Annotated in this window: 11 protein-coding genes; 5 read left to right on the forward strand and 6 right to left on the reverse strand. The window is 70.5% G+C overall.

The window, feature by feature from the left end; all coding sequences use genetic code 11:
- Positions 1-74: 74 nt before the first annotated feature.
- The 6 genes from EL245_RS01645 to argF all read right to left on the reverse strand — a co-directional run bounded on the left by EL245_RS01645 (position 75) and on the right by argF (position 6621).
- Positions 75-1058 (reverse strand): DMT family transporter, encoded by a 984-nt coding sequence (locus EL245_RS01645; protein ID WP_269471396.1) that lies wholly within the window; start codon positions 1056-1058, stop codon positions 75-77.
- A gap of 215 nt (positions 1059-1273) precedes the next feature.
- On the reverse strand, positions 1274-2047 hold the full coding sequence (locus EL245_RS01650) for a creatininase (RefSeq protein WP_126381484.1): 774 nt from the start codon (positions 2045-2047) through the stop codon (positions 1274-1276).
- A 109-nt stretch (positions 2048-2156) separates the two neighbouring features.
- Positions 2157-3140: a DMT family transporter gene (locus EL245_RS01655; protein WP_232009826.1), complete on the reverse strand. Its 984-nt coding sequence runs from the start codon at positions 3138-3140 to the stop codon at positions 2157-2159.
- 249 nt (positions 3141-3389) lie between these two features.
- Positions 3390-4517 carry a serine/threonine protein kinase gene (locus EL245_RS01660; protein WP_126381486.1) on the reverse strand — a complete coding sequence of 376 codons (1128 nt, stop codon included), beginning with the start codon at positions 4515-4517 and terminating at the stop codon, positions 3390-3392.
- A 179-nt stretch (positions 4518-4696) separates the two neighbouring features.
- Entirely contained in the window at positions 4697-5605 is a 909-nt protein-coding gene (gene arcC, locus EL245_RS01665) for a carbamate kinase (RefSeq protein WP_126381488.1), read from the reverse strand.
- Between the two features lie 5 nt (positions 5606-5610).
- Positions 5611-6621 carry an ornithine carbamoyltransferase gene (gene argF, locus EL245_RS01670; RefSeq protein ID WP_126381490.1) on the reverse strand — a complete coding sequence of 337 codons (1011 nt, stop codon included), beginning with the start codon at positions 6619-6621 and terminating at the stop codon, positions 5611-5613.
- An 839-nt stretch (positions 6622-7460) separates the two neighbouring features.
- Between argF and EL245_RS01675 the strand changes: the two genes are divergently transcribed.
- The 5 genes from EL245_RS01675 (at position 7461) to EL245_RS01695 (ending at position 13469) form a co-directional block, all read left to right on the forward strand.
- Complete coding sequence (locus EL245_RS01675) at positions 7461-8132, forward strand: HAD family hydrolase (protein ID WP_232009827.1); 672 nt, start codon at positions 7461-7463, stop codon at positions 8130-8132.
- A gap of 4 nt (positions 8133-8136) precedes the next feature.
- A complete protein-coding gene (gene fmt / locus EL245_RS01680; protein ID WP_126381493.1) occupies positions 8137-9084 on the forward strand; it encodes a methionyl-tRNA formyltransferase in 948 nt (315 codons plus the stop codon).
- Positions 9084-10568, forward strand: coding sequence for an RsmB/NOP family class I SAM-dependent RNA methyltransferase (locus EL245_RS01685; protein ID WP_126381495.1), 1485 nt, complete (start codon positions 9084-9086; stop codon positions 10566-10568). Before fmt ends, EL245_RS01685 begins: the two co-directional genes overlap by 1 nt.
- A gap of 54 nt (positions 10569-10622) precedes the next feature.
- Complete coding sequence (gene rpe, locus EL245_RS01690) at positions 10623-11303, forward strand: ribulose-phosphate 3-epimerase (RefSeq protein ID WP_126381497.1); 681 nt, start codon at positions 10623-10625, stop codon at positions 11301-11303.
- Positions 11304-11570: 267 nt separating this feature from the next.
- The gene (locus EL245_RS01695) at positions 11571-13469 is read left to right on the forward strand and encodes an ATP-binding protein (RefSeq protein ID WP_197719432.1); all 1899 of its coding nucleotides are present in this window, start codon (positions 11571-11573) and stop codon (positions 13467-13469) included.
- The last annotated feature ends 27 nt before the right edge of the window (positions 13470-13496 follow it).

The raw sequence follows: 13496 nt of genomic DNA on the forward strand, positions 1-13496 counted from the left end.
ATGTGTCCGACGTGAGACGTCGGCCGGGGGATCGTTCCGGGGCGGTGCCCTCGGCGCGTGCCCCGGCCGGGTGCTCAGGACTCGGAGCCCGCCTTGGACCGGGCGCCGGTGAGGTCCAGGAGAATCGGGGCCAGACCGCCTCCCAGGATGAGCACACCGCCGATGGCGCCCACGAGGGTCATCGACTCGTCCCACAGGACCAGGCCGAGCAGAAGGGCGACGACGCACTCCCAGTAGGACACGGTCGACAGCTCGACGGCGGGCAGGTGCTTGCCCGCCACGACGAGGAACCCGATGGCGAACAGGCCGCAGAACAGGAACATTCCGACCGCCCAGAACCAGTTCGTGGGCTTCATGACCTCGAAGGGGTTGGTCGGGTCGAGCCAGGTGATGCGGAAGGCCATGACGATGAGCGCGCCGACGGCGCCGAAGACGAAGTTCCAGAAGCCCCGGATCTCGGAGTCGATGTCGCCCCGGTAGCGGTAGAAGAACAGGGCCAGGCCGTAGAAGACGCCTGAGCCCAGGCCGAAGAGGTCGCCGAGGACCTTCTTGGGGTACTCGGGGTCGGCGCCCAGCTGGAGGCCGAAGCTCAGTCCCTCGCCCGAGGTGTAGGTGACCAGGCCGATCGTCATGAGCATGCCGAGGAACACGAGGGTGAGGAAGACCCCGTTGCGCACGGAGATCTTCTCCTTGAGGAAGATCCGCGCCAGGATCGCCGAGACGAGCGGGCCGGTGTAGATGAGGAACACGGCGTTGGCGATCGTGGTCATGAGCGTGGAGGACACGTACAGAGCCAGGGAGGCGCCGATGGACAGCCCGCCGGCCACGACGGCGAAGGACAGCTTCGTCGAGCGCAGCTTGGCGAGCTTCTTGACCGCCACGATGAGGAGGAGGAAGCCCAGGGCGCCGACCGTCATGCGGCCGAAGGCCAGGAAGTCGCCGATGATGAAGCGGGTCCCGTCCGGCTTGAGGGGGGTCGACAGGCGCCCGAAGGTGCCCACGAAGCCCATGCCGGTTGCGGACAGCAGCATGGCCGTGAAGCCGAGCTTCTTGTTCATGGTGTGGCCCTGAGCGGCAGTGCCGCTGGACGGTGAGGACATCCTTGTCCCCTTTCAGAGGGTAGTAGTGGTGAACGGGGTGACGCCGGTCGTCACGACGTTGGTCGGACCGGCGAGCCGTGCAGCGCCCGTTGGCTCTGCACGGCAACAGGTGCTCCCGGACCCGGACCGGTGGGACAGGGTCCGGGAGCACCGCAGGGGATGGTCGTGGCGAGTCAGACGGTGAACCGGCTCGTGATCGCCTCGGTCATGCCCTCGACAACCGAGGCGGCCAGCACCTGGCCCTTCTCGGCGCTGGCGGCCTGCGCGGAGGACAGGCAGCCCGACTCCGGGGTCAGGGAGGGGTCGACCGGCAGGAGGTCGTACAGGGGAAGGTCGGCGGCCGGCAGGTCCATGACCCTGTCCATGTGGACGAGCTCGGGGAAGAACTCGAGCATGAGGGAGGTCTCCATGACCCCGCCGTGCTCGACGTCCCAGCCCGGGAACCCCTCGGGGTAGAGCCGGGCGATGACCTCCTCGGTGACGAAGTCCCAGTAGGACAGGAGCATGACCTGGGGGACCTCGCCCGAAGGCGCCAGCTCGCGCAGGGCGAGATCGACGCCCTCGTAGAGGAACTGGTAGTTCTCGTAGTGTCCGTTGACGAAGACGATGCGTCGGGCGCCGTGCCGGGCGAGCTCGCGCACGAGCGTGCGGCACACACCGATGACCGTCTCGGCGTCGAAGCCGAAGGAGCCGACGATGTGGTTACCTCCCCCCGAGCGCTGCTGCGACTTGTAGCCGGTGGTGACGGTCGGTCCCACGAGGGCGGCGCCCAGGCGGTCGGCGGTCAGCTCGGCCATCGTCGTCGACAGCAGGACGTCGACGCTCAGCGGCATGTGCGGCCCGTGCTGCTCGATGGCGCCCACGGGGATGAGGACGACGGGGTCGTCCTCGGACAGGATCTGGCGGTAGGTGAAGGCGTCGAGCCTCGTGATGTTCTTCTCGCTCATCGTTGCGTGGACTCCTTGGACGGGACGGTGGTGGGAACGCGTGGAACGGTCGGTCCGGATCGTGTCTGCAGCTGGGCGCCCCCGGGGCCACGGGGGCGCCCAGCGCCTGTCAGGAGGCCGGCGCCCCGGCGAGCTCCTTGTCGGAGCCGGCCCCGGCGGAGGCCTTGCTCTTGCCGTTCTTGCCGTTCTTCGTCGAGAACATGATCTGGGAGACGCCGCCGGCGATGATGAGGGCGCCACCGAGGGCCTGGATGACGGTGATGTGCTCGCTGAACAGGATGATGCCCAGCAGCGTGGCCATGATCGTCTCCTGGTAGGAGATGGTGGCCAGCTCGGAGGCCAGGAGGATCTTCGAGGCGACCGTAAGGAAGAAGAACGCGCCGAATCCGGTGATGAACGCGGCGACGGCCAGGACGACCCAGCCACGGGTGGTCATCTCCGACAGGTCCGGACGGTCGATGAGGAGGATCGTTCCCAGCGTGATGATGGCGAAGGTGAAGTTGCAGTAGGAGCGCACGTCGGAGTCGACGTCCGTCCTGTAACGGCTGAAGAAGAGGAAGAGACCGTAGGCCACGCCGGAGGCCAGGGCCACGAGGTTGCCGACCATGTACTTCGGGTCGAGGTCCAGGCTGATCGTGAATCCGTCGCCGGAGGTGTAGTTGATGATGCCGATGATCATGAGGCACCCGACGAGGACCGCGGCCAGAGACAGGCCCGTGACCTTCGTGAAGGGCTCCTTGAGGAAGATCGTCGCCAGCACCGTGGAGTACACGGGGCCGGTGTAGATGAGGAACGCTGCGTTCGACAGCGTCGTCATCTGCGTCGACATGACGTAGAGCCCGGACAGGAGACCGAGGAAAATACCTGTCAGGATGATCGTCGGCGACATCCTGAAGTTCTTGAACTTATGGAACCTCCGCGTCGCCAGGAAGATCGCTGTCATTCCCAGGAATCCTGCGAAGCTGCGGTTGAAGGAGATGAAGAGCCCTGGCGCCTCGATGTAGCGGGCGAAGGCGCCGATCCCTCCCATGAGGCTCGATGAGAGGAACATGAATGCGAAGCCCTTGAGCTTTTCTCGACCCGATGAGTCCAACGTCCGCTCCTTTGCGGTGTCACCGCCGACGTAGGGGTGCGGTCGGCGGGGTAGTGGTGAGTGTGGGGGGGTGACGGAGATACGGGTACTGGTCGACGGGGTCCGGCCCGGGCGCGTCCGGGCCTCCCCGCAAGGGCAGGGCCCCGGGCGACGGGAGCGAGTGCCCCTGTCGCCCGGGGCCCTGCCGGGGCCGCGGGTGACGGTCGTGGCCGACCGTCACCCGCGGTGTGAGATGACGGCGTCGAGCTCTCAGACGAGGGTCGGGTCGTCGATCTGGTTCGGGAAGTAGTCCTCGCAGCCGCCCTCGCGGTAGACGTCGGCGGTCGCGCAGTGCAGACCACCGCCGAAGGCGTAGGCGTCGCGGAACGGAACCGGGATGACGTTCATGCCGAGCTTGTCCATCTGCTCCATCTGGTGGACCTCGCTGGCCTCGACACACACGGTCTTGTGGTCGATGACGAGGCAGTTCATGGACAGCCAGACCGAGGAGTAGCACAGCGGCGGCGGGGTGTCGTGCGCCGGCTGGGCGGCGTCGACGATCTGCCAGTCGTTGGCCTCGAAGATCTTGCGCTGCTCCTCGGGCAGACGACGGTGCGGGTTGTTGATGATGAGGCCCGGACGCAGCGGCACGAAGGTCGCGTCGATGTGGATCGGGTAGGGGTCACCGGGGAAGTTGACGGCGTGCACCCGCAGGTCGGGGTAGTAGCGCTTGAACCACTCCATGGCGGTGCGGTTCGTGGTCAGACCGTGCTGGATGAACAGGTCCTTACCGACGCGCATGACGTCAGCGGCGTCCCACATGGGCTCGAACTCGGTGGTGACGAAGTCCTTGGCAGCGGTGCGCTCGAGACGCTCCTCGAGGGAGATCTTCTCGTCGTAGTAGTTGTGCTTGTAGGACTTGTCGGTGAGGCGGGGACGGGGGGCCTGCGTCCACAGGAACTCCGGGTCCTCGTCGAAGTACTCCTTCATGAGCGGCCAGTAGGCGAGGTACTCGAAGTACCGGCAGCGGAAGGAGTTGGCGGACGAGATGATCTCGTTGCCGACGGTGAGCAGGATGTCACGCGGAGGCATCTGCGTGAAGCCGGACTCGGTGCGGAAGTCAGGCGTGACGATGGCCTGGTTCCACTGCAGCGGAGTGGGGCGGTCGACCTTGATGCCCAGACCCTCGAGGATCTTCGCGTAGTTGTCGAGCTGCTCGTTGGCGGCCTCGACCGTGGCGGTGGGACGGGGGCCCCACATGCCGCGCATCTCGGAGTCGATCGGCACCTTCTCAGAGGTGGCGGGCTCCTCCGGCGGGATGACGGAGAAGTCGGCGCGGCCGACGATCACGTGCTTGAGCGGGTCGAAGTCGTTCCAAGAGTTGACGATCTTCGTCATGAACTGTCACTCCTTTGTGAAGGGTTTTCCTTGCGGACGGACTGATTGTTGTAGCCGGGACGGCACTGGGCCGTCAGAGGTAACGTACGGGCTACCTCCTTCCTTGTCAGGTCCTGGCCGGGCCCCCTGGGCCAGCCTACCCGGCCCGTGAGCCGGGCAGGCTGGTCGGGGGACGAGTGTTAGGCCTTCGCGATGGTGGTTCCGGCCTTGCCGTTGATGATGTCGATGGCGTCCTCGAGGCGACCGATGGCCGCGGTGCCGCCGGTGTTCTCCACGAAGCGGGAGACGGCCTCGACCTTGGGCCCCATGGAGCCGGCCGGCAGACCGAGCGCGCGCAGCTCGTCGGGCGTGGCGCGGGGGATCTGACGGGCCTCGGGGGTGCCGTAGTCGACGAACACGCCGTCGACGTCGGTGAGGATCATGAGGGCGTCGGCCCCCAGGGCCTGGGCCAGCACGGAGGCGGTCAGGTCCTTGTCGATGACGGCCTCGACGCCGCGCAGGCTGCCGTCCTCCTCACGGATGACCGGCACGCCGCCGCCGCCGGCGCACACGACGACCGCGCCGGCCTCGACCAGGGTGCGGATGAGATCGGTCTCGACCACGCCCTGGGGCTGGGGGGAGCCGACCACGCGCCGGAAGTACTGCCCGTCGGGCTTGACCGTCCAGCCGCGCTCCTCGGCCAGGGCCGTGGCGGTGGCCTCGTCGTAGACCTCGCCGACGAACTTGGTCGGGTTGGCGAAGGCGGGGTCCTCGGCGTCAACGAGGGTCTGGTTGACCATGGCGGCCACCTGGCGTCCGGGCAGGGCGTTGCCCAGGGCCTGGAGCAGCCAGTACCCGATCATCCCCTGGGTCTCGGCGCCCAGGGTGTCGAAGGGGTAGGGCTCGCTCAGGCGCTCGTCGTTGGCCGACTCCAGGGCGAGCACGCCGACCTGGGGTCCGTTGCCGTGGGTGACGACGACCTCGTGCTCGGCGGCGAGCTTGGCCAGCTCCTTCGCGGCGACGACGACGTTGGCGATCTGGGTGGAGGCGTCGGGCTTGTCACCACGACGGAGCAGGGCGTTGCCGCCCAGTGCGACGACGATTCTCATGGGGCTCACTCCCAGGTTCCCAGGGTGGCGACCATGACGGCCTTGATGGTGTGCATCCGGTTCTCGGCCTGGTCGAAGGCGACGTTGGCCTCGGACTCGAACACGTCGTCGGTGACCTCGACCCCGTCCAGACCGGTCTTGTCGAAGATGTCCTTGCCCACCGTGGTGTTCGTGTCGTGGAACGCCGGCAGGCAGTGCAGGAACTTCACCCCCGGGTTCCCCGTCTTGGCCAGCAGCTCGGCGTTGACCTGGTACGGACGCAGCAGACCGATCCGCTCGTCCCACACCTCCTTGGGCTCACCCATCGAGACCCACACGTCGGTGTACACGAAGTCCACACCAGCCACACCGGCCTCGACGTCGTCAGTCACCAGCACCCTGGCACCGGAGACCTCCGCCAGGCGCTGGGCCTGCTCGACGACCTCAGCAGGGTTGTGCAGCTCCTTGGGAGCCACCATCCGCACGTCCATCCCCATGAGCGCACCAGCCACCAGCAGCGAGTTCGCCACGTTGTTACGCGCGTCCCCCAGGTAGGCGAACGAGATCTCACCGATCTCCTTGCCCCCCGCGTGCTCCAGCATCGTCAGCTGGTCAGCCAGCATCTGCGTGGGGTGCCACTCATCAGTCAGACCGTTCCACACCGGCACCCCCGACAGCTCAGCCAGCTGCTCGACGTGCTCCTGCTTCTTGCCCCGGAACTCGATCCCGTCATAGAACCGACCCAGCACCCGAGCCGTGTCAGCCACCGACTCCTTGTGACCCATCTGCGAGCCCGAGGGGTCCAGGTACGTCACCTGCGCACCCTGGTCATAGGCCGCCACCTCGAACGCGCACCGCGTCCGCGTCGAGGTCTTCTCGAAGATCAGCGCGATGTTCTTCCCCACCAGACGCTGCACCTCCCGACCAGCCTTCTTCGCAGCCTTCAGCTCCGCAGCCAGGTCAAGCAGCCCACGCCACTCCTCAGCCGTGAAATCAAGCTCCTTGAGGAAATGACGCCCCTGCAGAGAATGACTCATAATCCAAGACTCCTTCGTCAGTGTCGAACATGAAAAGAACATGCCGTCGGGCCGGGGGGACCTGCCCGTCGGCGCGGGCGAGGCGTCAGCCAGTGCTGGGACGCCACGATGCGGGCGTGCCTCGACGGCGCCAGCCGTCTCGACCGCGGCCGACCTCCGAGCCTCGCACCTGGTGGGCCACCCGGTGGGCCACCAGGTAGGCACAGCCGACCTCGACCTGTCGGGTGAGGTGCGTCTGGGCCCTCCGGCCCCGGGCTGAGAGCCCCGTGAGCCCCGTCGAGGCCCCGGTCCCGCGGGGGTCGCAGGACCCGCAGGTCCCGCAGGCTGCGGAGACCTCGGACTGCGCGACGGGCGCAGACGGCGCAGACAGTGCCATGGCTCTCTCTCCAGCACATCGTTGTGCTCTCGAAGGTTGAGGTTAGATCACGCGTCGTGGGAGGTTGCCCTCGACGTTGTGGTACGACCGTACCGAACACGAGCGCTCTGCAGAAGTCCTGCAAGGGTCTTCCTCCTAGAATCTCGGTTTCCCAGACCGGGCCCGCGCAGGTCCGGTCGTGGGGGAGGCGATGGAAACGCCGAGATGACACCGATTGTGAGCGATCGCGCAGGATCCGTCACCGGGGGTGGGATCCATGTCTGTCATGTATGAAACCTACAAGTGGGTCATCGGCCTCCGCCGGCACCTGGTACGCCCGCACCACTCGGGGCGCCACGGGGCCTCGCACGGGCAGGTGCTTGAGGGGCCCGCCTGCGCGATGATCGGGGGCGTGAAGGGGACACGAGGCACACAGGGCGCAGTGGGCGCAGAAGGCACAGAAGGCAGAGAAGACGCGGACCGCGTGACGAGTTCAGGTGGGCGGGGCGCCCCGGCCGGTGCGGGAGGCACGGAGGTGTCGGCCGTCGTGCTCGACATCGGCAACGTCGTCCTGGCCTGGGACCCCGTGGCCGCGGTCGCGGGTCGAGTGAGCCTGGCGCAGTGGGAGGAGTTCGTCCTCGGTGCGGGCTTCACCGAGCTCAACGCCCGCTCCGACGCCGGTGAGCCCTTCGAGGTGATCGTGAGGGACCTGGCGGCAGCGCATCCCGAGCGCCCGGACTGGGTGGAGATCCTGCGCACCTACCGGCGCCACCACACCGAGTCCCTTCCTGGCCCGGTCCCCGGGGTGCCGGAGCTCATCGAGGACCTCCTGGCCCAGGGGGTGGCCGTCTACGCCCTGACGAACTTCGACGCCGGCCCCTTCGAGGCCGCCCGGAGGCGCTTTCCCGTCCTGGACCGCTTCACCGGGGTCGTCGTGTCGGGACGCGAGCGCCTCGTCAAGCCCGACCCGGCGGTCTTCGATCTGCTCGGCGAGCGCTTCGGGCTCGAGGCCGCGCGCACCCTGTTCGTCGACGACTGCCCGGACAACACGGCCGCCGGCGCGGCGTGCGGCTTTCGCACCCACCTGTTCACCGGGGTCGGCAGGCTGCGCGCGGAGCTGTGCGAGCACGGCCTGCTCCCTGCGCCCGTAGACTGAGCGCATGCGCGTCCTGTTCGCGGGCACTCCCGAGGTGGCACTGCCCGCCCTCCACGCCCTGCTGACCTCGTCGGAGCACGAGGTGGTGGGTGTGCTCACCCGCGCCGACGCCCGGCAGGGCCGTGGGCGGGCCCTGCGTCCCTCGCCGGTGGCGGCGCGCGCCCGGGAGGCGGGCCTGGAGGTGCGTACCCCCGCGACGCTCAGGGACGAGGAGGTCCAGGCGTGGGTGCGCGGGCTGCGTGCCGACGTCGCGGTCGTCGTCGCCTACGGCCGGATCGTGCCCCCGGCGCTTCTTGACGTCCCCGGCCACGGCTGGCTCAACCTCCACTTCTCCCTCCTGCCCGCCTGGCGGGGCGCCGCCCCCGTCCAGCACGCTCTCATCGCGGGCGACGACGTGACCGGCGCCTGCGTCTTCCGTCTCGAGGAGGGTCTCGACACCGGCGACGTCTACGCCCGTCTCACCGAGACGATCCGGCCCACGGACACCGCCGGGGAGCTGCTCACCCGTCTCGCGCAGGCCGGCGCCCCCCTGGTCCTTACCGTCCTGGCGGCGCTCGAGGCGGGCGCGGTCGTCCCCGAGCCGCAGGACGACTCGCTGGCGACCTCGGCGCCGGCGCTCAGCCCCGAGGACGGGGTCATCGCCTGGGACGAGCCCGCCGTGGCCATCGAGCGCCGGATCCGGGGGGTGACCCCCTCGCCCGGGGCCAGGACCTGGCTGGGAGCCACGAGCCTGCGCCTGGGGCCGGTCGAGGTCGTCGCGGGCGGGACCGACCTGGCTCCGGGACAGCTGCGGGTGTCCAAGCACGAGGTGCTCGTGGGCACCGGCGGCGGAGGGATCCGGCTCGGACGGGTCGCCCCCGCGGGCAGGAGCTGGATGGACGCCGAGGCCTGGGCCCGGGGCGCGCGCCCGGCACAGGGCGCCCGGCTGGGCGCCCGGCCGGAGGAGGGCTGATGGGGCGCGGCGGCCACCGCGGACGGGGAGCGGGCCGGGCCGACGCGCGCCGGGGACCGGGGGCGGACTCCCGGAGCCGTGGGGCGCCGGACCCGGCCAGGACGGTCGCGCTGGAGACCCTCACCAAGGTCCGTCGGGACGACGCCTTCGCCAACCTCGTCCTGCCGGCGCTGCTCGACCGGGAGGGACTGAGCGGCAGGGACGCGGGCTTCGCCACGGCGCTGACCTACGGCACGCTGCGTCTCCAGGGACGTTACGATGCCGTCCTGACGCGGTGCGTCGACCGTCCCCTGGAGGAGGTTGACGGCCCGGTCCTCGACGTGCTCCGCCTGGGTGCGCACCAGCTCCTCGCGATGAGGGTGCCCCGGCACGCCGCGGTCTGGGCGACCGTGGACCTGGCCGCACACGCCCTGGGCAGGGGGGCGGCCTCCTTCGTCAACGCGGTCCTGCGGCGGGTCAGCGCCCTCTACGCGCAGGAGTGGCTCGACCGGCTGCGCCGGGAGGCACCTGACGCCACGGCCGCGCTGGCCCAGGTCGAGTCCCATCCCCAGTGGGTCGTCAAGGCGATGCGCCAGGCCCTGGTGTCGTGCGGGCGCGGCGTCGAGGAGCTGCCGGCCCTGCTCGGGGCCGACAACGTCGATCCCGAGGTGGCGCTGTGCGCCCGTCCCGGCCTCATCAGCCCCGAGGCGCTGGTCAAGGAGGCCGCCTCGGCCCTGGGCGGCGAGCCTCGACCGGGGGCGACGAGCCCCTGTGCGGTCGTGCTGACCGGAGGCGACCCGGGGCGGCTGGCCTCGGTGCGCCGGGGACGCGCGGGCGTCGAGGACGAGGGCAGCCAGCTCGTCGCCCTGCTCCTGGCCGAGGCCGGCCTCGAGGGCCGCGACGAGCGCTGGCTCGACATGTGCGCCGGACCCGGGGGCAAGGCGGCGCTGCTCGGGGCCCGCGCGGCTCAGCGGGGGGCGCGGCTCGTGGCCACCGAGATCGCCCCTCACCGGGTGCGTCTCCTGGAGTCGGCGGTGCGCGCGCTGCCACCGGGCACGGTCGAGGTGCGCCAGGGCGACGCCCGGGACGCCGGGTCCCAGGAACCGGGGGCCTACGACCGGGTCCTGCTTGACGCGCCCTGCTCCGGGCTGGGGTCCTTGAGGCGGCGGCCGGAGGCGCGCTGGCGCCGTCGGCCCGCCGACGTCACCGAGCTCGCCGAGCTCCAGCGCGAGCTGCTCGCCAGCGCCCTGCGCGCGGTGCGCCGCGGGGGAGTGGTTGCCTACGTCACCTGCTCGCCCCACGTCCTGGAGACCTCCCTCGTCGTCGGCGACGTGCTCAAGCGCCTGGCGCGTGAGGGACTGGAGGCCGAGCTGCTCCACGCCGGTGATGCCGCGACCCGGGTCGCCCCGAGGCCCCCGGCCGGGGCGGAACGCCAGATGCTCCAGCTGTGGCCCCACCTCGACGGGACCGACGCCATGTTCTGCGCCCTGCTGCGCCGTACCTGAGGCGCGGACCAGGCGACCGCACCCGAGACCACTTCGACCACAGGACGAGCCACGATGACACGCGCCGCGATCCACCCCTCGATCCTCAACGCCGACCAGTCGCGCCTGGCCGAGGAGCTCACACGGGTCTCCTCCGCCGACGGCCTGCACCTGGACGTCATGGACAACCACTTCGTCCCCAACCAGTTCGGCGGGCCCTCCCTGGTCGAGACCGTCCTGGCGCGGACGGACCTCGCCGTCGACGCCCACCTCATGATCACCGACGCCGACCGCTGGGCGCCCCAGTACGCCGAGATGGGATGCGCCGTCGTCACGGCCCACCTCGAGGCCACGACGGCGCCCTTCCGTCTGGCCAAGGAGCTGCGCCGCCTCGGCGCGGGAGTCGGGCTCGCCCTGCGGCCCGCCACGCCCCTGAGCGCGGTGACCCACCTCCTGAGCCATATCGACCTCCTGCTCATCATGACCGTCGAGCCCGGCTTCGGAGGCCAGTCCTTCATCGAGGAGATGATCCCCAAGATCGCCCAGGCCCGGCGGCTGGTCGGGTCGGCGGGGCTCGAGCTTCGTATCCAGGTCGACGGAGGGGTGACCGGTTCCACGATCGTCAGGGCGGCCGAGGCCGGCGCGGACGTCTTCGTGGCCGGCTCGGCGGTCTACGGCGCCGACGACGCCGCTGCGGCCATCGGCGAGCTGCGCGACCTCGCCGCAGCGCACTGCCACGAGCGCGTGCTCCGGTGACCTGCCGCGGGGCCCGGGCGCCCCGCTCCGCGAGCCATTTCAAGACCACCCGAGGCTTTTGTGAGGTCTCCACAATAGGGGCGGCCCCCGGTTGAGCCGTAACGTAGCCTGTCGAACGCATGCGTCGCCCCCACACAGGTGCGGAGACGCGGTTCATCCGGACGAGTCTCGCTCGTCCGGCCCAGCAGAGGCAGCACGACGTCGCCGGCACGTCGAGGGGTCCCGCTCTTGTGGGACTCCACGACACCGCCGCAGGCGTCACCAGACATGAGGAGCACATCGGTGACCACCCGGACCCTTGACCGCATCCTCATCGCCAACCGCGGTGAGATCGCCCTGCGCGTGGTGCGCACCGTCAGGGACCTGGGGGGCACCTCGATCCTGCCCTACACCCCGGAGGACCTCATGAGCCCGGCGGCCGAGCTCGCCGACCAGGCCCACGCCCTGCCCGAGGGATCCTCCTACACCGACGCCGCTGCCGTCCTGGCGCTGGCGGTCTCGACCCAGGCCGACGCCATCCACCCGGGCTACGGCTTCCTCGCCGAGGACCACGACTTCGCCCGCTCGGTCATCGAGGCCGGCATCACCTGGGTGGGGCCCTCTCCCGAGGCCATGGAGGCCCTGGGGGACAAGATGAGCGCACGCGCCACGGCCGAGCGGGCAGGGGTCGCCCCCGTCCCGGGCATCACGAGCCCGGTGACCGATCCCCAGACCGTCATCGCCTTCGCCGCTGAGCACGGCTACCCGGTGGCCCTCAAGCGCACCGACGGCGGTGGAGGGCGGGGTATCACCGTCCTGGCCGATGACGCCGAGGTGCGCTCCACCCCGGCCTTCGGCTCGGCCGAGGCCGGGGGCGGCACGCTCATCCTCGAGCGCTTCGTCACCGCCGCGCGTCACATCGAGACCCAGTGCGCACGCGACTCCCACGGCGCCTTCGCCGTCGTGTCCACCCGCGACTGCACCCTCCAGCGCCGCAACCAGAAGCTGCTCGAGGAGGCTCCGGCCCCCTATCTGCCCGAGGGCCTCGAGGCCCGGCTCGAGGAGGCCTCGCGGCGCCTGCTCGAGGCCGTCGACTACGTGGGCGTGGCCACCTGCGAGTTCCTCCTCACCCCGGGCGGGGACCTGTGGTTCCTCGAGGTCAACCCGCGGCTCCAGGTCGAGCACTGCGTCTCCGAGGAGGTCACCGGCGTCGACCTCGTCGAGGTCCAGCTGCGCATCGCCTCCGGGGGCCGTCTCGGGGAGGTCCCCGCCCCCCGGGGGCACTCCATCGAGCTGCGCATCACCTGCGAGGACCCCGCGCGCGGCCTCGCGCCGTCCACCGGGGCGATCACGAGGCTTCGCTGGCCCGCCGGGCCGGGGATCCGGATCGAGTCGGGCGTCGTCGAGGGCGACGTCGTCACTCCCATGTTCGACCCGATGCTCGCCAAGATCGTCGTGACCGGCGACACCCGGGACCAGGCGATCCGGCGGGCGCGGCGCGCGCTGGCCGAGACGGTCGTCGAGGGGGTGACGGTGTGCACCGGCCTGCACGCCCACGTCCTGGAGCGTCCCGAGCTGACCGGGCCGACCGGCGAGGGCCTGCTCGGCGTGACGACGAGGTGGATCGAGAACGACGTGCTCCCGCGCCTGGCCGACCCCGGGGCCGCGGGGCCGGCGGAGGCCGAGCCCGCCTCGGCCAGCCCGCGGACGCGCTCGACCTACGTCATCGAACTCGACGGCCGCCGGGTCAGCCTGACCATCCCCGACGGGATGCTCGCCCCGCGCGGCCAGCGCCTGGGCGGGGCGCTGTCGACCGGCCGCGACAGGCCGATGCAGCAGCCGCTGCGGGGGAGGGGCTCGTCCTCGCGCGCCGGCGCACGCGCCGCCGGAGAGGCCGTCGGCGAGGACCCGACCGTCATCGCCGCCCCCATGCAGGCGATCGTCACCCGCATCTGCGTCGAGCCGGGGCAGCAGGTGCGCGCCGGGGACCTCCTCGTGGTCCTGGAGTCGATGAAGATGGAGAACTACGTCCACGCCCCCGCCGACGCGACGGTCGCCGAGATCCCGGTGAGCGCGGGCCGCACCGTGTCGGCGGGCGAGGTGCTCGTCCGCATGGAGCAGGCTGTCCAGCCTGAGCGGGCGGCGCAGCCGGGGGACGCCACCACGACGACGCCGCAGGAGGCCTGAGCGATGACCACCATGACACCTGGGACA

It is taken from the genome of Actinomyces howellii, assembly GCF_900637165.1.
Classification (GTDB): Bacteria; Actinomycetota; Actinomycetes; order Actinomycetales; family Actinomycetaceae; genus Actinomyces; species Actinomyces howellii.